The following is a 20,322-nucleotide window of genomic DNA, read 5'->3' as shown; positions in this document are numbered from 1 at the left end:
GCGCCAAATCTCTTCGGCGCGCCCGCCCGATCAAAACCTCAAAAATTTCTTCCAGAACTTCCCGCTAAACTCACCGTCTAACCTTCCGTTCCGCCCCAACCGCGTCGTTCGTCGCTGCCGGTGAAGGGGGTTCTAAGGTTAGTGGCGGGGGGGCGCAAGCGCTTTTTTCAAAAAACTTTGCTGGATGGTCAGTTTTTTTCGCAGCTGCCTTCTCATTTACCAAAAAGCGGCTTCGAGTCCCGCTTTTACACCGGGTTTTCCACCAACTTATCCACAATAGGGGCGCAAAAGGGGCCCCCAAGGGTGACTCGCCTCCGGATTCGCAGGCAACAAAAAAGGCGGCTGTTCGCGACAGCCGCCTCTTTAATCCGACTCGTTGGTCGCTTTTAGCTGTATCGAACGCCTTCACCATCGGTTGTGGGCGCTTCCAGCGCCTTGATCGCGGCATGAATCGTTATGTTTCCGACCACAGACCCATCCGGAGCCACAACCGGACAGCAATCGGAGGCAGAATCATGCAGCTTGGGCAGCACCTGCTCCACCGAGGCCGACATCGGCACAGGCTCGCCCTTAGACGACGGCTTGGTCGCCCCCATGATCGAACGGATGCGAACAACCTTAGCGCGGTTCACGTCCTTGATGAAGTCGGTGATATAGTCATCGGCCGGTTTCATCAGGATCGCTTGCGGATCGCCCGATTGAATAATCTCGCCATCCCGCAAAATCGCGATGCGGTCGCCGATGCGTAGCGCCTCGTCGAGATCGTGGGTAATGAAAATCACTGTCTTATGGAGCTCCTCCTGCAATTCCAGAAGGATCGACTGCATATCCGTGCGGATCAGCGGGTCGAGCGCCGAGAAGGCTTCATCCATAAGGAGGATGTCTGCATCTGTCGCGAGCGCGCGGGCAAGGCCCACACGCTGCTGCTGTCCACCCGAGAGTTGCGAGGGGTACTGGTCCTCAAATCCGGCGAGGCCAACTCGGTCGAGCCATTTGCGCGCCCGCGCGTCCGCCTCGTCTTCCGACACGCCCTGAATCTCCAAACCATATAGGGTGTTCTGAAGCACAGTGCGGTGCGGCAGCAGGCCGAACTTCTGGAACACCATGGACATCTTGAAGCGGCGCAGGTCGCGCAGCTGCTTGGCGTCCATTTCCAGCACGTTCTCGCCATCAACCCAGATCTCGCCCTCGGTGGGTTCGATCAACCGGTTCAGGTGACGGATCAGTGTCGACTTACCCGACCCCGACAGGCCCATAATCACCTGAATCTGGCGCGGCGGGATATCGAGGCTGATGTCCTTGAGGCCGAGCACATGGTTGTGCTGATCCAACAACTCCGACTTCGACATGCCCGCATGCACATGCTTCATGGCGCCGGACGGATTTTCGCCGAACACCTTATAGAGGCTGCGGATGCGGACCTTTGGCTCTTCTGCTGCGGCCTGAGCGGTGGCGGGGGTTTGCATTTCAGTCTTACCCATGTCCCGTCTCCCGATAGGCCTGCAGACGTTTGCCGAAGGTCTGGCTCACGCGGTCAAAAATGATTGCGAGCGCCACGATGGCCAGCCCGTTCATCACGCCGAGTGCAAGGTACTGGTTGGAAATCGCGCGCAGCACCGGCACGCCAAGCCCCTTCACCCCGATCATCGAGGCGATAACCACCATAGACAGCGCCATCATGATCGTCTGGTTGATGCCCGCAAAGATGTTGGGCAGCGCCAGAGGGATCTGCACCCCAAAGAGTTTTTCACGCCCCGAGGCACCAAAGGCCTCTGCGGCCTCCATCACTTCACGGTCCACAAGGCGGATACCGAGGTTCGTCAGGCGCACGAGCGGCGGCAGCGCATAGATACACACCGCCAAAAGCCCCGGCACCTTACCGATACCGAGCAGCATCACGACCGGAATGAGATAGACGAAGGACGGAATGGTCTGCATCACGTCGAGCACCGGCGTAATGATCGCCTGCGCGCGATTGTAGCGCGCCATGAAGATGCCGATGGGAATCCCCACCACCACACAGACCAGGGTCGACACGGATATGATCGCGAGAGTCGCCATCGTGTCTTCCCACATGCCAAGGTAGCCGATCGCGAGGAACGCCAAGATCGCGCCTACCGTGATTTTCCACGACCGCGACCCGACCCATGCCAGTGCCGCGACGACGAAAATGACCAAAGGCCAAGGTGCGGCGATCAGGATTTTCTCGAACCAGACGAGAAACTTGAGCAAAGGATTGAAGAAGGCTTCCAGATCGTCGCCATAGGCGCGCGAAAAGGTGCGGAAGGTTTCGTCGATGCTTTGCCGGAGGGTCGAAAGATCTTTTCGACCGAGAGAAGGAAATTCGAAGAGCCAGTCCATGTTTGTCCCCTGTTTGAAAAACGATAGGGCCCGCAATCGCCAGTTGGCGTGCGGACCCTAAGCGTGTCAATTGTAGCTTTAGAGTGCCGATTTAATTTTATCGGCAACCTCGGCAGGAACCCACTGGGTCCAGATCTCTTCGTGCTGGATCAGGAACTCATAAGCAGCGTCTTCGCCGGTTGCCTGATTGTCGGACATATAAACGAGCATGCCGTTCATGACTTCACCCGGGAATACCCGTGCTTTGAAGTAATCAGACGCAGGGCCGGATTTCGCCATGAATTCGTCCGTGACAACGGTGTTCACTTCGGATGCGATCCATGCAGTTGGCTGGGGATCGTCACAGTCCTGTTCGGCCAGAGCAACACAGTTGTTCCAGTTGTCGTCGCCCGCATATTCGGCTTCGAACGGCAGCATTACCATGCCGTATTTGCCGATGATGGACGTCGGGCTCCAGTAGTAGCCAAACCAGTTGTCGCCGCGCTCGGCCGCTTTGGCCAAGGAGCCGTCAAGACCGGCAGCCGAACCCGGATCAACCAGAACCCAGCCTTTTTCTTCCATGTCGAAGGCACGGAAAAGGTTGGCGTTTACGAGCTGACAACCCCAACCGGCGGGGCAGCCGTAAAAGGCGCCTTTGCTTTCGTCTTCGGCGTAGGGGAACATCTCAGGATGCGCGAGAAGCTTTTCGACCGTGTCGAGTTCAGGGTGCTCTTCGGCGAACTTCGGTGTCACCCACCAGCCTTCACCAAGACCCGTGATCGGACCACCGTTCAGAGCAGCCAGCGTGCCTTCGGCTTTTGCAGCCTCAAGCGCGGTGCGAACAGCGTTGATCCAGAGTTCAGGCGCCACATCGGGCTGACCCTTTTCGTTCATCGACGCAAAGGTCGTTTCGGTCGCGCCGGGCACCAGTTCGACGTTACAGTCGAACCCTTCTTCGAGGATGATAGCATCCACGTTTGCCATCAACTCGGCAGAGGCCCAGTTCATGTTTGCGATGGAAACATCACCGCATTCCTGTGCGAATGCCGCACCGGTGGTTGCAGCCAGTGCAAAACCACCGGCAGTAAGTAGATTGGTAAATTTCATAGAAGAAACTCCAGTTTATTCGTGTGCGTGTCATACTGTCCCGCGCCTCCCTGCGACAGGACCGTCACCACCCCGAACTGGGCGATTTCTCCGCGCTTGCCGTTCGCTATCCTTCATAGGATGCCCGTTCCGTAAGAATAGGCACGAGCCGGCGGAGCCTGAGCGCAAACCAACATATTGCGGTGCGATATGCAAGCCGATAGCCCTGATGTTAGCGTGTGACGCTGTGTTGTGTGCATGGATTGCGCGCTATGTGTGCGCGCAGGGCAAGATGCCTCACCCCCCGTATGGTTGCCCTGCCCCTGCCGCATCTATATCTGTCCTTCGACCAGACCCCGACCCCTAACCGCGACGGAAGATAGAATATGGCCGACGACCGCACCCGCCTTGAGGCAAGCGAACGCGAAAAATCCAAGCGTGTCGGGGCCTTGGCCGAACTCTGGCCGTTTATCGCGCCCTATCGGGGGTTGATGGCGGGGGCCTTGATCGCGCTTGTGGCGACGGCCTGTATTTCGCTCATCCTGCCGCTGGCCGTGCGCCGTGTTGTGGACGGGTTCGAGAGCACCGATGGCCTGATGCTCGACCAGTATTTCGGCGCGGCTTTGGCGATTGCCTTCCTTCTCGCGCTGGGAACGGGGCTTCGCTACTACCTCGTGACGCGGCTCGGCGAACGGGTGGTGGCCGACATTCGCAAGGCGGTTTTTGACCGCATGATCCGCATGTCGCCGGCGTTTTACGAAAAGATCATGACCGGTGAAGTCCTGTCGCGGATCACCACGGATACCACTTTGATCCTCTCTGTTATCGGCTCCTCGATTTCGGTCGCCCTGCGTAACCTGTTGATTTTAATCGGCGGAATGGCGTTGTTGATGCTGACCTCGGCGAAATTGACGGGGATGGTTTTGCTGATCGTGCCGGTTGTGATCGTGCCGATTGTGGTTTTGGGACGCCGCCTGCGCAAGCTGTCGCGCGAGAACCAGGAATGGATCGCATCCTCGTCGGGGACCGCCTCCGAGGCGCTGCTCTCGGCGCAGACCGTGCAGGCCTTTACGGCGGAAAAAGAGCAGACAGACCGGTTTGACCACGTCACCGAGAAGAGCTTTGACTCCGCAAATACCCGCATAAAAACAAGGGCTTTTATGACCGTGATCATCATCACGCTGATCTTTTTCGGGGTCGTGGGCGTGCTGTGGATCGGGGCGCGCGATGTGCGCATGGGGACGATGAGCATCGGGGAACTGGTGCAGTTTGTGATCTACGCGATCATGGTTGCGGGTTCTGCGGGGGCATTGTCGGAAATCTGGGGCGAATTGCAGCGCGCGGCGGGGGCGACCGAGCGGTTGGTCGAGCTGCTCGGAGCGCAGGATCCGGTCACCGATCCGGTGGCGGCCACACCGATGCCGAGCCCTGCGAAAGGGTCTATCACCTTTGAAAACGTTATGTTTTCCTACCCCTCGCGGCCGAGCATTCCGGCCCTGAACGGGGTGTCGTTCGACATCGAACCGGGGGAAACCGTGGCCTTGGTTGGCCCGTCGGGGGCGGGGAAATCGACCATCATCCAGCTGCTGCAACGGTTCTATGATCCCCAGTCGGGTCGCATCGCGATTGACGGGGTAAATCTGGGCGATATGGCGCGCGAAGATTTCCGCCATCATATGGCTCTGGTCCCGCAAGACCCTGTTATCTTTGCAGCTTCTGCGGCCGACAACATCCGCTTCGGCACGCCGGAGGCCCCGATGGAGGCGGTGATTGCGGCGGCGAAAGCGGCCAATGCGCATGAGTTTATCGAGGCCCTGCCCGAGGGGTATGACACCTATGTGGGCGAGCGCGGGATCATGTTGTCGGGTGGCCAGAAACAGCGGATCGCGATTGCGCGGGCGGTTTTGCGCGATGCGCCGATCCTGTTGCTCGACGAGGCGACATCGGCTCTCGACAGTGAAAGCGAACAGGCGGTGCAAAAGGCCGTGGATGCGATGTCGCGTCACCGCACGACCCTGATCGTGGCGCACCGTTTGGCCACGGTGAAAAAGGCGGACCGGATTTTTGTGTTTGAAAACGGACAGATAGCGGCCTTGGGCACGCATGATGATCTGGTCGCGGAGGGGGGTCTTTATGCCCGTTTGGCGCGCCTCCAGTTCACTGATGGATTCGCCTGAGCGCATATTCCCCCTTCCCCGCCGTGCGTGGACAGGGCACAAAGACAGCTGAACAATCACATGTGAGGGAGTATCAACATGGGTCTTTGGAGTTTCGTAAAGGGCGCGGGCAAATCTGTCTTTAATAAGAAAGACAAAGAGCCCAATGTCGACGATCTGCTGGCGGAAATCGAAGGTCTTGGTCTGGAGGCCGAGGGTCTCGACATCGAGGTTGACGGTGACAAGGTCAAGGTCAAGGGCACGCCTAAGTCGCAGGAAATGAAGGAAAAAGTCATTCTTGCGGTTGGCAACGTGAACGGTATCGCCTCTGTTGAAGACGATGTTGAGGGCGACGAGCCTGTGTTCCACGAAGTGCAGAAGGGCGATACGCTCTGGGCGATTTCGTCGAAAACGCTGGGCAATGGATCGCGCTACAACGAGATCTTCGAGGCCAACAAGCCGATGCTGAGCCATCCTGACAAAATCTACCCCGGTCAGATGCTGCGCATTCCGCAGGACAAACCGAAGGGCACCGTAGCCTAGGATCGCGGCCTAAGATCGTGGCCTAAGCCGCACTGCTACATCGACATGACAAAGGGCGCCCCTGTGGCGCCCTTTTTGCATTGTTTTACAAAGAATGTGGCACGTGTTGGCAGGGTTTTACATCGCGCGAAAACGCCGTTTTACGTGTTTTACATGTTTTAAAACAACGGCGCGCGCGATCAGAGGTGTTCGACCACCACCGAGCCGACCGAATAGCCCGCGCCAAAGGAGCAGATCAGCCCTTTGTCGCCCCGCTCCATGCCGTCCGAGTGCTGCGAGAAGGCGATGATCGATCCGGCGGACGAGGTATTGGCGTAGTCCTGCAGAATGTTGGGTTGTTCGCCCGGTTCGGGGTCGCGGCCCAGAACCTTTTTGCCGATGTAGTCGTTCATCGATTTATTGGCCTGATGCAGCCAGAGGCGTTTGAGATCGTCGGCTCCGATGCCTTCGGCCTCCATGTGGTCGCCGATATGGCGCGAGACGAGAGGCAGCACCTCTTTGAACACCTTGCGCCCGTTTTGCATGAACTGCATGTCGCGCCGGTCACCCATCTGGTCGTGGGCGCGGCGCAGGAAGCCGAAGTTGTTGCGGATGTTGTTGGAGAACTGGGTGGCGCAGCGCGTCGAGAGGATGCGGAAGATCGGGTTTCTGGAGACCTCTTCCGCTTCGATTAACACCGCGGTCGCCACGTCACCGAAAATGAAATGACAATCGCGGTCGCGCCATTCGAGGTGGCCGGAGGTCAATTCGGGGCACAGCACCAGCGCGCGGGTGACAGAGCCTGTGCGGATCATGTCGGTGGCGGTCTGGATGCCGAAGGTGGCCGAGGAGCAGGCGACGTTCATGTCAAAGGCAAAGCCCCCTGCCCCGAGCAGGTCCTGAATTTCCACCGACATCGCGGGATAGGCGCGTTCGTGGTTGGAGGCCGCACAGAGGATCAGGTCCACATCGGCGGCATCAACACCGGCCATGGCGAGCGCTTTATTGGCCGCATCGACGCCCATTTCGGCCATCATCGAGGGCGCATCATCGGGGCGCGGCGCAAAGCGGGGATACATGCGGGTGGGGTCGAGGACGCCCTCTTTGTCCATCACATAGCGCGCCTCGATGCCCGAGGCTGCGGTGATGAAACCGGCGGAGGAGTGGTCTTTGGCAACGACGGTTCCTGCCTCGATCGCATCGGCATTGTCGGCGTTGAACAGGTCGACATGGGCGTTATAGGACGCCACCAGTTCGTCGTTGGTGATGACATGGGGAGGGGTGAAAACCCCGTGGCCACTGATGACAGCGCTGCGCATGATGCCCTCCTCGGCTTTTCGGGGAAACCTATCGGTGGCTCCGGCGCGCGTCCATGGTTAATGCGGGCCGGTATCGGGGGGGTGACGTTGCGTCTGCGGGGGGCGTTACGCTACGTAGAGCGACGGGTGGTGCCTCTTGCGCGGATGCGGGGTTTCCCGCAATCATGGGCGCCAGGGAAAACGGCCCCGGTTTCAACGAGGGCCATCGGGAGGAAATAACGGAATGGAATCCGAGTTCAAATCTATGGACGTGCGCAACGCCATCGAAGCGGAAAGCGCATGGGAAGATCGCACCAAAGCCACAACAGTGTACGAATTGCTGTCCAACACAGCGTCCCGTTTTCCAGACCGGCCCGCGTTTTCCTACCAGATCACATCGGGCCCCAAGGATAAGGCGGAGACGCTGAGCTGGCGCCAGTTCCACACGCAGGTGACGCAGGCGGCGAACCTGTTCCGCGCGCTCGGGATCGGTGAGACCGACACCATCGCCTATATCATGCCCAATGCGCATGAGACGGCGGTGACCTTTGTGGCGGGGATGGTTGCGGGGATCGTGAACCCGATCAACCCGATGCTCGAACCCGAACAGATCGCGGCGATTTTGCGCGAGACCAATGCCAAGGTTGTGGTGACGCTGAGAAGTTTCCCCAAGGCCGATGTCGCCCAGAAGGTGGCCGAGGCTGTGCGCCATGCGCCGGCGGTCAAGACGGTTCTGGAAGTCGATTTGCTGCGCTATCTGACGCCACCGAAATCGTGGATCGTGCCGCTGATCCGGCCCAAGAACGCCGATGCGCGCGCCCATCACGCCGATATGCTGGATTTCAGCAAAGCGGTGGCCGCGCAGCCTACGACATTGACCTTTGAGGATGCGAAAACGGACCGCGTGGCGGCCTATTTCCACACCGGTGGCACCACGGGCATGCCCAAGGTCGCCCAGCACACCTATTCGGGGATGATTTACAACGGCTGGCTCGGCGGGCGTTTGTTGTTTGACGAGCATGATGTGATCATGTGCCCGCTGCCGATGTTCCACGTTTTTGCCTGTCATGTGATCATGATGGCGATGCTGTCATCGGGTGCGCAGGGGATTTTCCCGACGCCTGCGGGCTATCGCGGCGAGGGCGTTTTCGACAACTTCTGGAAGCTCTGCGAGCGCTGGGGCGTCACCTTTGTGATCTCCGTGCCGACCGCGATTTCGGCGCTGATGCAGCGCAAGGTGGATGCGGATATTTCCAAGGTGAAGACGGTGTTTTCGGGGTCATCCCCCCTGCCCGTCGAGCTCTACAAACGGTTTGAAGCGGCGGCCGGTGTGGAGATCATCGAAGGCTACGGGTTGACGGAGGCGACGTGCCTCGTGTCGATCAACCCGATTGGCGGGACGAAAAAGATCGGCTCTGTGGGCATTCCTTTCCCCCATTGCGACGTGAAGATTTTGCGCCAGACGCCCGAGGGGCCGGTGGAATGCGGCGTCGACGAGGTCGGCGAGATTTGCATCGACAACCCCGGTGTCTTTGCCGGATCGACCTATACAGAGGCCGACAAGAACCACGATCTGTTCCATCACGACGTCTATCTGCGCACCGGCGATTTGGGGCGCATCGATGCGGATGGCTACATCTGGATCACCGGTCGCGCCAAGGATCTGATCATTCGCGGCGGGCACAATATTGATCCCGCCGAGATCGAAGAGGCTTTGGCCGGTCACGAAGCGGTGGCGATGGCCGGTGCGATCGGGCAGCCCGACGCGCATTCGGGTGAATTGCCCTGTGCCTATGTCGAACTGGTGGCGGGCGCGGACGTGACGCCCGAGGCGTTGATGGACTACGCGCAAATCCACGTGCATGAGCGCGCGGCCTTCCCCAAGCATATCGAGATCCTCGATGAGTTGCCCAAGACCGCGGTGGGCAAGGTGTTCAAGCCGGACCTGCGCAAGCGGGCGATCACGCGCGTCTATAACGCGGCTCTCGCGGATGCGGGCACCGCGGCGCGGGTTGTGTCGGTTGTGGATGATAAAAAGCGCGGGCTGGTGGCGAGGATTGATCCGGCGGCGCGCGCCGATGAGGATGTGGTGATGTCCACTCTGGGGGCCTTTACGTCGCCATGGGAATGGGCCGACTGACCCGACGCAAACGGGTTTGAGATTTGAGGGGCGTGCCGGAAATGGTGCGCCCCTTTTTTGTTGTGCGATTTGGGGGCGTTGGGGGGATTGGGGTCTATGGAGGAGGGGCGAGATGTGATTCAATTTCGTAAAATTGTCGTCTAATTGATTGAAAACTTTAGGTTTTCATCGGAGTGCCACCTCCCCTTTGCCCAGATCGGGACACATTTCGACGCGAGGTTGAAGGCGTCCCGAGAGGCGGTTTTTGCGCCGCGGGGCGGTTTGTTTGCGACGATTGGAGACCGTTATGATTGGACCATTGATCCTTTCCATGCTCCTCGCGGGGTCGAGTTCGCTATTGGCGGTGACGATTGGCGGGTGGGCGTGGTGGAGTGCTGCTCTGCTCTATCCGCTGGTCGGGGTGCTGACGCTGCTCTTGTTGGTATCCATCTCTATTGCGCGCTCGGAAATGATGCGCGACCAGAACGCCGAAAGTGATCCCTCCATCGCTTGACGGCCTGCGCCCTTCCCCACCCTAGTTGGTGCGGGGGGGCGTTGAGGGGTCGGGGGTATCGGGTGTGGTCTGAGGCGTGACCTGAGGCGCGGTTTGGCGCGGGGTCGCGCGGCGGCGGGTGCGTAATCGCCGCCACTGGGTCAGCGCATCGCGCAGTGGCACGACCAGCGCCGCGCGCAGGCTGTCATGGGGTTGGCGCAGGCGATTTCCCTCTTCATCCGCGAGCCCGAATTCAAGCGCCTCCTCCTCATGCGTCACGTAGAGCGTGCCGAACATCCAGTCCCAGATCGCGAGCACTTCGCCGTAGTTCTGGTTGTGGTGGCGCGGGTCGAGGGAGTGGTGGATTTGATGTTGGGCAGGCGAGATGAAGATATGTTCGAGGCGGGGACCAAAGCTCAGCCAGACATGGGAATGGCGGATGTTGGAGCCTGCGAAATGGAACAACACATAGCCGAGGTTCACGCCGACCAATGTCAGATAGCCCGGCATCTGGTCGAAGAGGACGAGGAACACGCCCTGTAGCACGCCGACCAGCAGGCCGGTGGCGAGGTCGGAAATCACATCATAGATCGGGTGTTTGCGGTAGACCGTGAGCGGGGTCATCACCTCTGCGGAGTGGTGCAGTGCGTGGAACGGCCAGAGCAGGTGGATCTGATGGTGGAGGCGGTGCACCCAATAGGTCGAGAAATCGGTGATGATCAGCAAAAGCGCCCCGATCACCACGGGGTTGAAGGGCGACAGGGCCAGAGGTGAGGGGATTTTGCCGACCATGCTGCCCGCGATAGTGGCGCTCAGGAACACCAGATTGAACAGGCCGAGCGCGCCGAGCAGGGTGTTGAAGGCGAAGACCTTTACATCGACGCGGTTGGAGGGGTGCGAATAGACCGATTTGGGGAACAGCCACGCAAGGAAGGGCGTGGAGATGCGGCGTCTGCGATAGACGATGTAGCACAGCCCGACCGTGATCAGCAGATAGACCGGCCACAGACGGCTTTTCGGGCCGGCGATGGAGCCTGCGAGGTCTGTGAAAAAGGCGGTTATGGCATCCATGGTGTCTCTGCGCGCAAGTGTGGTGAAACGCGCAGCCCCCTGCGCCGCGCCATCATAGCGCGCGCGGGGAACCTTGGGAATTCTAAGGCGCGCGGTTTAGGTCGGCATCCAGCCTTCATAGGTGGCGTCGCTGTCGTCAAGGGGCAGTGACACGGGGCGGCCTGCGCGGTTGGATTGGTAGACGGCGCTGACGAATTCGATGGAGCTGCGGGCCTCGTCGATGTTCACAAACTCCGATTCCAGCCCGCGCATGGCGTTATAGACCTGAATGGAAAAGCCGACCTGCCCCTTTGGTTGGTCGGGGGTATTGGCGATGACGGCGTCCACCTGCTCTTGGGTCACGGGGGCGCGGGCGGTGAAGGTCCAGTTGCCCTCGGCGGGGGTATAGGCGAGGTCGCCGCTTTCGGCCGTCACGCCTTCGAAACAAAAGCGCAGGCGGCTGGTGTCATTGGCCGCGCCCAAGGTGACCGAGCTGGTGGCGAGCGCGCCCGAGGACATTTGAATGGCGAGGGCGGCGCAATCTTCGACCTCGATATCGTTCACGCGGGTGTCGAGGCGCGCGAATACGTTGTCGACGGGGCCCAGAACGAAGGACAGAAGGTCGTGGGTGTGGATCGCGTGGCCGAGGATTGCCCCGCCCTGTTCGCCCGCCCATGTGCCGCGCCAGTCGATCGCATAATACTCCGCATCGCGGTTCCAATGGGTTTCGAGCGAGGCGACATAGGCGCGCCCTGCCAGACCGGCGTCGATCAGGGCGCGCAGCCGCGCGATGCCATTGCCAAAGCGGTATTGGAACACCGGATAGACGGTGCGCCCCGTTTCGCGCGATATCTCGATCAGGCGGTCGACATCGGCGACGCTATTGCACAGCGGTTTTTCACAGATCGCGTCTTTTCCGGCGCGCAGGGCACGCGCGGTGAAGTCGAAATGCAGATGCGGGGGCAGGCAGATGTCCACCAGGTCGATATCGGGGTCGGCGAGGATGGCGTCATAGTCATCGGTGATGGTGGTGTTGGTGTCGGGCTGCACGAAGGCGGCGGCGCGCGCGGTGTTCACATCACACAGCGCGCGGATATTGTAGAGGTCGGGCAGAGCGCGGTAGGCGGCGTAGTGTTTTTCCCCGATGCCTGCGCCGATGATGGCGACGTTTACTTTTTTCATGCGGAGGCTCCATCGGCTCGGTTCTGGGCGCGGATCGCGATGTCCATGGTGCGCAGGGTATGGGCCTGCGTGACGGCGGTTTCGGTGCGGTTGTGGATGTCTGCGCAGATGCGCGGGAAATAGGGCAGCGCCACATCGCGGCAGTCGATCACCTCTGCGCCGTCTTCATTGGCGAGGATGAGCTGGTCGCCAAGGTTGTCATTGGCCAGATCGATGTATTTGCGCAGTTCGATATAGCCTTTGTCGCCCAGAATGGTCAGCCGCCCGTCGCCCCACATCGGCAGGCCTTTGGGGGTGTACCAATCGACGCGCACATAGCCGTGGCCTTTGTCGCCCTGCAGGACGACTTCGCCGAAATCCTGCAGGCCGGGATGGTCGGCGTGCGCTTTGTTAGCCGCAAAGGCGTGTTTGATTTCGACCTCTTTGGAGCCTGTGAAATGCAGGAACTGGTCGATTTGGTGGGAGGCGATATCGGTGATGATGCCGCCGTAGCGGGGCCGTTGGAAGAACCAGTCGGGGCGGGTTGGCAGGTTGAGTTTATGGGGGCCCGTGCCGAGGGTTTGAATCACCGTGCCGATGGCGCCCTGTGCGACGAGGTCCTCGGCCTTTGCCACGCAGGGCACCTGAAAGCGTTCGGAGAAATTGACGGTCCAGATGCGCCCCGTTTCGGCAATCACCGCGCGGATTTGGGCGAGTTGGTCGAGCGTCGTGCAGCCCGGTTTGTCGACCATGACGTCTTTGCCTGCGCGCATGGCGGCGATGGCGAGGTCGGCGCGGTCCTGTGGCACAGCCGCGATCAGCACCATGTCCACCGACGGGTCGTCGAGGATGGTGCGGTAGTCGGCCACGCGGGTCATGTCGGGGTATGTTTCGACGAATTTATCCGTCAGCGCCCAGTCGTGGGCGGACCACCATGTGTCCACATCGCAGCCAGCCGCGCGCATGTTGTTGACCATGCCGAAGATATGGCCGTGGTCCACACCAATGGCGGCGAGTTTCAATCCTGTGCCGGGGGTCATGTCGGGGTCCTTTTTGATCCGGTTTTCGGGTGTTTCGCGGGCGGCTCAGGCGAGCGTGATGGCGCGGGTGTCGAGCATTGTTTGCACATCGACCGCGCTGCCGGTTTCGATGGACAGGTTGGCGGCGATGCCTGTGAGGATCGACCAGCCGCCCGCGACGTGATCGGAGGCGCGCCCGTAGGCGTCGGGCTCCATGTTGTCGGGGTCGAAGATGTAGCCGAGCATCACCGGATCAGCCCCGCCATGGTGGCCCTCGGCGACGGGCACTTCGATCTGCTCGGGTTTTTGACCGGCGAGGTGAAGTTCGGTCCACACCGAGTCCTTGCCCGCGTGCGCGCGTTCACCGCCAAAGACGCCGTGGACCTCTATGTGTTTGTGGATCAGCTCGCCCTTGGTGCCCTGGAACCGGATTTCGAGGCCCTCCCATGGCGAATAGGCGGTGAGGGTGTAATTGGCGGTCGCGCCCGATCCGTAGGTGATATGGGCCTGCATGGTGTCCTCGATGCCGATGTCTTCGTCAAAGACGCAGAGGTCGCGGAAATAGCCGTCTTCGCCTTCGGCCTGCCGGTAGAGGGCGTGCAGGTTGGCGTCGGCGTCCATGTCGAGTTCGAAGTCGCATTTGGCGGCAACCGGACAGGTGGCGCAGCGTTCCCCCCTGCCCTCCAGCCCGAATTCGACGGCCGTTTCGGGGCGGTAGAAAGCGCGTTGGCCGGTGGCCATGACCTTGGTCGGGGTGGAGGCGAGCCACCAGTTCAACAGGTCGAAATGGTGGGTGGATTTATGGACCAGAAGCCCGCCGGAGTTTTCCTTTTGGCGGTGCCAGCGGCGGAAGTAGTCGGCGCCATGCACGCGGTCCAGATGCCAGCGGAAATCGACGGCGGTGATGGTGCCGATGGTGCCCGATGCCAGCATATCCTTGATCTGGGTGCGCGCGGGGGAATAGCGGTAGTTGAAGGTGACGCGGACCTGTCGACCGGTGCGCCGCTGGGCCTCGGTGATCTGTTTGAGGGAGGAAAGGTCGATCGTCATCGGTTTTTCACAGATCACATCGCACCCCGCCTCGAAGGCGCGCACGATATAGTCGGCGTGCAGGAAGTCGGGGGTGGTGATGACGACGGTGTCGGGTTTCTGTTCGGCGATCATGTCGTCAAAGGCGCTGGCGTCATAGGTGGCCACGCCATTGGTGCCCGCGCGCGATGCGGCGGCGGCGGCGATGCCGAGGCGGTGGGGGTTGTTGTCGCACATGGCGACGACTTCGTGTTTGTCGGGATAATCCTCGCCGATGCTTTGGGCGAACATGGAGTGGCGCGATCCGCAGCCGACGATTGCAATTTTCATGCCAGAGCCTTCTCGCCGCTATAGGGGACGCGGTCGCCGTTGTGGTCAAAGACGTGGACATCGCCGGGCTCGAAACCAAAGGACAGTTTCTGGCCCTTGGCAAAGCCGTCGCGTCCGCTGGTTTGCAACAGCACCTTTGCGCCCGATCCCAGACGGGTGTGCAGGAGCACCTCGCTGCCGAGGTATTCGACCAGTTCCACGGTTGCCTCGACCTGCACCGAGCCGCCGTTGATGATGAAGCATTCGGGGCGGATGCAGACGGTGACGTCATCGACCGTGCGCTCCAGCCCGTCGATTTCGAAGTCGTTGAAATCGGGCATGGCGATGTGGATGCCGCGCGCGCCCTTGGTCGCCTTGGCGTCGAACATGTTGATTTTGGGCGAGCCGATGAAGCCGGCGACAAAGAGGTTTTCGGGGCGGGTGTAGAGTTCCTGCGGGGTGCCGACCTGTTCGATTTTGCCTTTGCGCAGCACCACGATGCGCGAGGCCATGGTCATGGCTTCGATCTGGTCGTGGGTGACGTAGATCATCGTCGTGCCCAGTTTGGTGTAGAGCGAGGCCAGTTCGACGCGCATCTGCACGCGCAATTCGGCGTCGAGGTTGGAGAGCGGTTCGTCAAAGAGGAAGAGTTTGGGTTCGCGCACGATGGATCGCCCGATGGCGACGCGCTGTTTCTGGCCGCCTGAAAGCTGGCGGGGTTTGCGATCGAGCAGCGGTTCGATTTGCAGGACGGAGGCGACTTCGGCCACGCGTTTGTCGATTTCCGCCTTGGGCAGTTTCATGTTCTGCAGACCAAAGGCGAGGTTTTTGCGCACCGACATATGCGGGTAGAGCGCGTAGGACTGGAACACCATCGCCAGCTCGCGTTTGGAGGCGGGCAGATCGTTGACGATGGTGTTTTCGATGGCGATGGTGCCGTCGGTGATCTCCTCCAGCCCCGCGATCATGCGCAGGAGCGTGGATTTCCCACAGCCCGAGGGCCCCACGAGGACGAGGAATTCGCCGTCCACAATGTCGAGATCGAGCCCCTCCATGACGTTCACCGCGCCATAGGTTTTCGAGACGTTTCGAAGTGTCAAACCAGCCATTACAAAGGGTTCCTCATTTCATTCCCGACGTCGCGATTCCGCGCACGATCAGTTTTTGGAAGGCGACAAAAAACACGATGACGGGCACCAGCGAGAGCACCGACATTGCGAACATCTGACCGAAGGCGGATTGGCCTTCCTGATCGAGGAAGAGACGCAAGGCGAGCGGCACCGTGTAGGATTTGATGTCGTTGAGATAGATGAGCGGGGCGAGGAAATCCTCCCACACCCAAATCAGGGAAAAGATCGCCGCCGTGCCCATGGCGGGCAGCGACAGCGGCAGGATGATCGCCCAGTAGATTTTATAGGGCGAGCATCCGTCGATCATCGCCGCTTCGTCAAGTTCGCGCGGCAACTGGCGGAAGAACTGCACCATCAGGAAGATGAAGAAGGCATCCGAGGCCAGAAAGCGCGGCACGATCAGCGGCAGGTAGGTATCGACCCAACCGAGGTTCAAAAACAGCACGTATTGGGGGATCAGAACGACGTGATAGGGGATCATCAGCGTCATCATCATCAGGGCAAAGAACAGCGTTTTGCCGGTGAATTCCAGCCGCGCAAAGGCATAGGCGGCAAACGAGCACGACAGAAGGTTCCCGATCACCGAGAAGACCGTGACGATGGTCGAGTTAGTGTAGAAAACGGTGAAGGATTTGGGAAGCGCGTTCCAGCCCTTTGTGTAGTTGTCCCAGTTGAACTCGGATGGCCAGAGCGAGAGCGTGTTGAAGATTTCGTTCTCCGGTTTGAGCGAAGAGGCGAACAGCCAGAACAGCGGGTAGAGCATCACCACCGACATGCCGATGAGGAACAGGTGTTTGTAGATGCGCGCGCGGCGGGCGCGCCTTTTCTGCGCCATGCGGATGTCATGGGCGACCTGCGCGGTGCGCTCTATTTCGGCGCGCACTTCGGGCGGGAGGGTGGGATCAATCGCGTTCGTTTTCATAGTGCACCCAATATTTCGATGTGAAGAACGATACGGCGGTGAAGAAACCGATGATGAGGAGCAGCACCCATGCGAGTGCGGAGGCATAGCCCATGCGGAAGAATTTGAACGCCTCGTTGAACAGGTAGACCGTGTAGAACAGCAGGCTGTCTGCGGGCGCGCCTGTGCCGTTGGAGATGATGAAGGCCGACGAGAAGGTTTTGAACGCTTCGATCGTTTGCAGCACGAGGTTGAAGAAGATCACCGGTGCGAGCAGTGGCAGGGTGATGCGAAAAAACTGGCGTCTTTTGGGGGTGCCGTCGATTTCGGCGGCCTCGTAGAGGTCGCGGGGGATGCCGCGCAGGCCGGCCAGAAAGATCAGCATCGGCGAGCCGAATTGCCACATCGCGAGCACCACGAGCGTGTAGAGCGAGGTGTCGGGGTTGGAGATCCATGCCGCGCCCTGAATGCCGAAGACGGCGAGGACCTGATTGACGACGCCGTCCACCGAGAAGAGTTGGCGCCACAGGATGGCGATGGCGATGGAGGCGCCGAGCAGGGACGGGAGATAGAAGATCGCGCGGTAGAGCCCGATGGTGCGCAGCCCCTTGTCGAGCAGCATCGCCACGCCCAGCGCCATGATCAGGCGGGCGGGCACCGCGAGGGCGACGTAGGTGAATGTCACCTCGAGCGCTTTCCAGAAGCGGCGGTCGCGTTCGAACATATATTCGTAGTTGTCAAACCCCACCCAGCGCGGGTCCCCCACCATGTCGTAGCGTGTGAACGACAGGTAGAGCGAGGCCAGAATGGGCCCGAGCGCAAGGAGGAAGAACCCGATGAACCACGGGGTCAGAAACAGGTAGCCGGGCGCATTTCGAGCGAAAAATCTCTTCATGTGTCTGTGCTTTATGTGTCTGTGCTTTGTTTTTGGGAAAAGCTGGTTGGCCCCGAGGATTCAGGGCCAACCAACGCAGGTATCGACGGTCGCGGGGAGGATTAGCGCGCGCGATCGACGATGGCTTGGGCGTCTTCGATGAAGAGCTCGGCGGCCTCGGCGACTTCCATATTGCCGAGCACCACATCGGTGCCTGTGCGCATGAAGCTGTCGCGCACTTCGCCGGCGCCTTTGGGAGCGGGCAGCGGCAGGGGGCCGACCTTTTCCTGAATGGCGTTGAAGTAGTCGACCGAGAGCTTTTCGGCGGGCGTAAAGCTCGGGGCGAGGGCTGCGCGCACATCGGGGTTGGCGGGGATGCCGCGTTCCAGACCGAGGATGGCGGTGGCTTCGGGGGCGTTGATCCAGTCGTTCATATAGGCGATTGCGGCCTCGACGTCTTTGGCGTCGCGCGTCAGGGACATGAACATCGAGGGTTTGATGAACTGCGCCCAGTTTGTGCTGCCCGCTTTGTGGGGCACCATGGCCGCGCCGATTTGATCGGTCATCAGCGCCTGAACGGCGACGAGTTGGTTCGACCAGAACGGCGACATTGCCGAGGCCCCTGTCACGATGCCTGTTTCCGACATCGGTTTGTCGAGGATCACGGTGTGGTTTTTGTCGAGGATGACGCCCGCGTCGCGCATTTCCTTCCAGTAGTTCCAGTAACCGGCCACGTTGTCGGCGGTGGCGGTGACATTGCCTTCGGCGTCGTAGAAGTCGTTGCCTTCCTGACGGGCCCAGGCCTCCATATATTCGATCATCAGCGAGAAGTCGTCACAGCCCTTGGCGTTGGTTTTTGTGGCGATCTGTTCGCAGGCGGCGGCGAAATCTTCGCGCGACCAGTTGATGACATCGGCGCTGACGCCGGCTTCGTCGAACAGGCGGGTGTTATAGGGCACGACCTGCGAGTTGGAGCCGATGTTGAGGGCGTAGAGTTTGCCATCGACCATGCCGCCCGAGAGCGGGCCTTTGTCGAAGTTGGACAGGTCGAGACCGTTGCCGATGTATTCATCGAGCGATTTGAGCGCGCCGCGGTGGACGTATTCAAACAGGAAGCGGTAGTCCATCTGCACCAGATCGGCCATGTTTTTGCCCGCGGTCTGGGTGGCCATTTTGGTCCAGTAGTCGCCCCAGCCGATGGTTTCTCCGGACACCTCGATGTCGGGGTGGTTTTTCTGGAAGACGTCGATGACGGCAAAGGTGCGTTTGTCGCGCTCCGGGTTGCCCCACCAGAAGTGGCGGATCGAACGGTCTGCCGCGAGGGCGGGCATTGCTGGCAGGGCTGCTGCCGCAGCCGCTGCACCGATTGTTCCGAGCGCTTGGCGCCGAGACATCTTAGACATGAATAGTTCCTCCCTAATCACCGGCGAGATGCCGGCTTTTTCCTTTCGTTCTCGTCCTTTATGGACGTGCGCGCGCCCCGCGTTTTTCGCAAGGTCATTATCTAGGCCTCAGATGTAGGTTCTGAGGTATTCCGACAGACAGAGCATCGCCATCGCCTGCCCGTAGGGCATCGAGGTGCGTGGTATCTGTTTGTAGAAATCGAAATCGTGGCCCATGGCGGTGCCGAAGGACACGTTGAGCAATTCGCCGTCGGGGTTGATGTTGTTGATCACCCCGCGCACGGCGCGTTCGGCGACCTCGGTGTAGCTGTCGTCGAGATAGCGCAGGCGCACCGATTTGAGCAGCCCATAGGCAAAGCCCGCGGCGGCCGAGGATTCCACATAGCTGGTCGGGTCGTCGAGCAGCGTGTGCCACAGGCCGGTTTCGGGGTCCTGCATGTCTTTGAGCGCCTCGGCCTGACGGCGCAGGGTGGAGAGCAGATGGGTGCGGATCGGGTCGCCCTCTTTCAGGCCGATCATGTCGATGAATTCGGGGATGGCGATGGTGACCCAGCTATTGCCGCGCGCCCAGAGCGCTCCGGCGAAGTTATGGTTGCCCTCGAAGGTCCAGCCGTGGAACCACAGGCCGGTTCTGGTATCCATCAGGTACTGGATGTGGGTGAGGAACTGGAACTTCGCCTCTTCGATATACTCGGGGCGCCCGAGCACCTGACCGATTTTGGCCAATGGCAGGACGCTCATCATCAGGGTGTCGTCCCACATCTGGCCGGGGTTCACGCTGTTGTAGACGATGTGTTGGAGGCCGCCCTCTTTGACGCGCGGCATGCGGTACATCACCCAATCGGCCCATTCTTCGAGGTAGGGACGCCATTCCATATTGCCCTGTTGTTCGTAGAGGCAGGCAAGGGTCAGGAAGGGCGCGACGGTGTTGATGTTTTTGGTGGGCGTGCCCTCGGCGAGGCGGTCGGTGAACCAGTCGTCGATGATGGTTTTGGCGGTCTGGTTGCGGGTCTGTTCGTAGTATTTCAGCAACCCGTAGAGGCCGATGCCGTGGGTCCATTCCCACCCTGCCCAGCCTTTGGTGTCGATCTCGCGACCGTCTTCGAGTTTGAGGATGAATTCGCCGGTTTCGTCATGGATGTTGATCAGGTTATCCGCGAGGCGGTCGATCAATTCGCAGGTCTGCGCACGGCTCACGACGTGCTCTCTTTGCCTCAGAAGTTGGTCCATGTCGTAAGTCGCCCCCCTCGCGCCTCAAATGGGTCTGTCGTCGCGTCCAAATTTTCGGAACCACGTTTCAAAATAGTGTGACTCTAAAACGGCGCGTCGCGCAACATATTTCTACGCTAGTATGTTAGTTTATTTAGGTTGTTAATTCAAAGGGTTACCTGTAATGTCGGAAAAATCGGCTGATCGGTGCAAATTTTTCCGA

At 60.1% G+C, this 20,322-nt stretch carries 17 protein-coding genes; 4 read left to right on the top strand and 13 right to left on the bottom strand.

The annotated features are described in order from the left end of the window. Positions 1 to 386 precede the first annotated feature (386 nt). The 3 genes from ABD815_RS07520 to ABD815_RS07510 all read right to left on the bottom strand — a co-directional run bounded on the left by ABD815_RS07520 (position 387) and on the right by ABD815_RS07510 (position 3,447). Positions 387 to 1,481, bottom strand: coding sequence for a quaternary amine ABC transporter ATP-binding protein (locus ABD815_RS07520; RefSeq protein ID WP_344845812.1), 1,095 nt, complete (start codon positions 1,479 to 1,481; stop codon positions 387 to 389). Next, the gene (locus tag ABD815_RS07515) at positions 1,474 to 2,361 is read right to left on the bottom strand and encodes an ABC transporter permease (RefSeq protein WP_344845809.1); all 888 of its coding nucleotides are present in this window, start codon (positions 2,359 to 2,361) and stop codon (positions 1,474 to 1,476) included. The genes ABD815_RS07520 and ABD815_RS07515 overlap by 8 nt, the downstream gene beginning before the upstream one ends. A 78-nt stretch (positions 2,362 to 2,439) precedes the next feature. Continuing rightward, positions 2,440 to 3,447, bottom strand: coding sequence for a glycine betaine ABC transporter substrate-binding protein (locus ABD815_RS07510; RefSeq protein WP_344845807.1), 1,008 nt, complete (start codon positions 3,445 to 3,447; stop codon positions 2,440 to 2,442). A 365-nt stretch (positions 3,448 to 3,812) separates the two neighbouring features. On the opposite strand from ABD815_RS07510, the gene ABD815_RS07505 reads away from it, so the two are divergent. After that, the gene (locus ABD815_RS07505) at positions 3,813 to 5,603 is read left to right on the top strand and encodes an ABC transporter transmembrane domain-containing protein (protein ID WP_344845805.1); all 1,791 of its coding nucleotides are present in this window, start codon (positions 3,813 to 3,815) and stop codon (positions 5,601 to 5,603) included. Positions 5,604 to 5,681: 78 nt separating this feature from the next. Further along, the gene (lysM, locus tag ABD815_RS07500; protein WP_344845803.1) at positions 5,682 to 6,125 is read left to right on the top strand and encodes a peptidoglycan-binding protein LysM; all 444 of its coding nucleotides are present in this window, start codon (positions 5,682 to 5,684) and stop codon (positions 6,123 to 6,125) included. Positions 6,126 to 6,304: 179 nt separating this feature from the next. Here the strand turns inward: lysM and ABD815_RS07495 are convergent, their stop codons facing one another. Next, complete coding sequence (locus ABD815_RS07495; protein ID WP_344845800.1) at positions 6,305 to 7,423, bottom strand: beta-ketoacyl-ACP synthase III; 1,119 nt, start codon at positions 7,421 to 7,423, stop codon at positions 6,305 to 6,307. Between the two features lie 223 nt (positions 7,424 to 7,646). Between ABD815_RS07495 and ABD815_RS07490 the strand changes: the two genes are divergently transcribed. Together ABD815_RS07490 and ABD815_RS07485 are read left to right on the top strand one after the other, a co-directional pair. Then, positions 7,647 to 9,542, top strand: coding sequence for an acyl-CoA synthetase (locus tag ABD815_RS07490; RefSeq protein ID WP_344845799.1), 1,896 nt, complete (start codon positions 7,647 to 7,649; stop codon positions 9,540 to 9,542). 286 nt (positions 9,543 to 9,828) lie between these two features. After that, positions 9,829 to 10,035, top strand: a complete 207-nt coding sequence (locus tag ABD815_RS07485; RefSeq protein WP_344845797.1) for a hypothetical protein — start codon at positions 9,829 to 9,831, stop codon at positions 10,033 to 10,035. A 21-nt stretch (positions 10,036 to 10,056) separates the two neighbouring features. Here ABD815_RS07485 and ABD815_RS07480 read toward each other — a convergent pair whose 3' ends face one another. The 9 genes from ABD815_RS07480 to bglB all read right to left on the bottom strand — a co-directional run bounded on the left by ABD815_RS07480 (position 10,057) and on the right by bglB (position 20,087). Further along, entirely contained in the window at positions 10,057 to 11,085 is a 1,029-nt protein-coding gene (locus ABD815_RS07480; protein WP_344845794.1) for a sterol desaturase family protein, read from the bottom strand. Between the two features lie 96 nt (positions 11,086 to 11,181). Further along, complete coding sequence (locus tag ABD815_RS07475; protein ID WP_344845791.1) at positions 11,182 to 12,246, bottom strand: Gfo/Idh/MocA family protein; 1,065 nt, start codon at positions 12,244 to 12,246, stop codon at positions 11,182 to 11,184. Further along, the gene (locus ABD815_RS07470; RefSeq protein ID WP_344845789.1) at positions 12,243 to 13,265 is read right to left on the bottom strand and encodes a Gfo/Idh/MocA family protein; all 1,023 of its coding nucleotides are present in this window, start codon (positions 13,263 to 13,265) and stop codon (positions 12,243 to 12,245) included. Before ABD815_RS07470 ends, ABD815_RS07475 begins: the two co-directional genes overlap by 4 nt. A gap of 45 nt (positions 13,266 to 13,310) precedes the next feature. Next, positions 13,311 to 14,603 (bottom strand): Gfo/Idh/MocA family protein, encoded by a 1,293-nt coding sequence (locus tag ABD815_RS07465; RefSeq protein ID WP_344845788.1) that lies wholly within the window; start codon positions 14,601 to 14,603, stop codon positions 13,311 to 13,313. Then, entirely contained in the window at positions 14,600 to 15,691 is a 1,092-nt protein-coding gene (locus ABD815_RS07460; protein WP_344845786.1) for an ABC transporter ATP-binding protein, read from the bottom strand. Before ABD815_RS07460 ends, ABD815_RS07465 begins: the two co-directional genes overlap by 4 nt. Positions 15,692 to 15,704: 13 nt before the next feature. Continuing rightward, positions 15,705 to 16,634 (bottom strand): carbohydrate ABC transporter permease, encoded by a 930-nt coding sequence (locus tag ABD815_RS07455; RefSeq protein WP_344845784.1) that lies wholly within the window; start codon positions 16,632 to 16,634, stop codon positions 15,705 to 15,707. Further along, complete coding sequence (locus ABD815_RS07450) at positions 16,615 to 17,508, bottom strand: carbohydrate ABC transporter permease (protein WP_344845782.1); 894 nt, start codon at positions 17,506 to 17,508, stop codon at positions 16,615 to 16,617. Before ABD815_RS07450 ends, ABD815_RS07455 begins: the two co-directional genes overlap by 20 nt. A gap of 101 nt (positions 17,509 to 17,609) precedes the next feature. Beyond that, positions 17,610 to 18,890, bottom strand: a complete 1,281-nt coding sequence (locus ABD815_RS07445) for an ABC transporter substrate-binding protein (RefSeq protein WP_344845780.1) — start codon at positions 18,888 to 18,890, stop codon at positions 17,610 to 17,612. Positions 18,891 to 18,998: 108 nt separating this feature from the next. After that, on the bottom strand, positions 18,999 to 20,087 hold the full coding sequence (bglB, locus tag ABD815_RS07440) for a beta-galactosidase BglB (RefSeq protein ID WP_344845778.1): 1,089 nt from the start codon (positions 20,085 to 20,087) through the stop codon (positions 18,999 to 19,001). Positions 20,088 to 20,322: the final 235 nt, after the last annotated feature.

The organism is Celeribacter arenosi, from assembly GCF_039539485.1.
GTDB lineage: Bacteria > Pseudomonadota > Alphaproteobacteria > Rhodobacterales > Rhodobacteraceae > Celeribacter > Celeribacter arenosi.
This window is presented reverse-complemented; position numbering and strand designations above follow the sequence as displayed.

Excerpts from the sequence above, each read along its gene's own strand:
- ABD815_RS07515 (WP_344845809.1), bottom strand. The coding sequence starts at position 2,361 with ATGGACTGGCTCTTCGAATTTCCTTCTCTCGGTCGAAAAGATCTTTCG.
- ABD815_RS07460 (WP_344845786.1), bottom strand. The coding sequence starts at position 15,691 with ATGGCTGGTTTGACACTTCGAAACGTCTCGAAAACCTATGGCGCGGTG.
- ABD815_RS07520 (WP_344845812.1), bottom strand. The coding sequence starts at position 1,481 with ATGGGTAAGACTGAAATGCAAACCCCCGCCACCGCTCAGGCCGCAGCA.
- ABD815_RS07510 (WP_344845807.1), bottom strand. The coding sequence starts at position 3,447 with ATGAAATTTACCAATCTACTTACTGCCGGTGGTTTTGCACTGGCTGCA.
- ABD815_RS07495 (WP_344845800.1), bottom strand. The coding sequence starts at position 7,423 with ATGCGCAGCGCTGTCATCAGTGGCCACGGGGTTTTCACCCCTCCCCAT.
- ABD815_RS07465 (WP_344845788.1), bottom strand. The coding sequence starts at position 14,603 with ATGAAAATTGCAATCGTCGGCTGCGGATCGCGCCACTCCATGTTCGCC.
- ABD815_RS07455 (WP_344845784.1), bottom strand. The coding sequence starts at position 16,634 with ATGAAAACGAACGCGATTGATCCCACCCTCCCGCCCGAAGTGCGCGCC.
- ABD815_RS07480 (WP_344845794.1), bottom strand. The coding sequence starts at position 11,085 with ATGGATGCCATAACCGCCTTTTTCACAGACCTCGCAGGCTCCATCGCC.
- ABD815_RS07470 (WP_344845789.1), bottom strand. The coding sequence starts at position 13,265 with ATGACCCCCGGCACAGGATTGAAACTCGCCGCCATTGGTGTGGACCAC.
- ABD815_RS07505 (WP_344845805.1), top strand. The coding sequence starts at position 3,813 with ATGGCCGACGACCGCACCCGCCTTGAGGCAAGCGAACGCGAAAAATCC.
- ABD815_RS07485 (WP_344845797.1), top strand. The coding sequence starts at position 9,829 with ATGATTGGACCATTGATCCTTTCCATGCTCCTCGCGGGGTCGAGTTCG.
- ABD815_RS07475 (WP_344845791.1), bottom strand. The coding sequence starts at position 12,246 with ATGAAAAAAGTAAACGTCGCCATCATCGGCGCAGGCATCGGGGAAAAA.
- ABD815_RS07445 (WP_344845780.1), bottom strand. The coding sequence starts at position 18,890 with ATGTCTAAGATGTCTCGGCGCCAAGCGCTCGGAACAATCGGTGCAGCG.
- lysM (WP_344845803.1), top strand. The coding sequence starts at position 5,682 with ATGGGTCTTTGGAGTTTCGTAAAGGGCGCGGGCAAATCTGTCTTTAAT.
- ABD815_RS07450 (WP_344845782.1), bottom strand. The coding sequence starts at position 17,508 with ATGAAGAGATTTTTCGCTCGAAATGCGCCCGGCTACCTGTTTCTGACC.
- ABD815_RS07490 (WP_344845799.1), top strand. The coding sequence starts at position 7,647 with ATGGAATCCGAGTTCAAATCTATGGACGTGCGCAACGCCATCGAAGCG.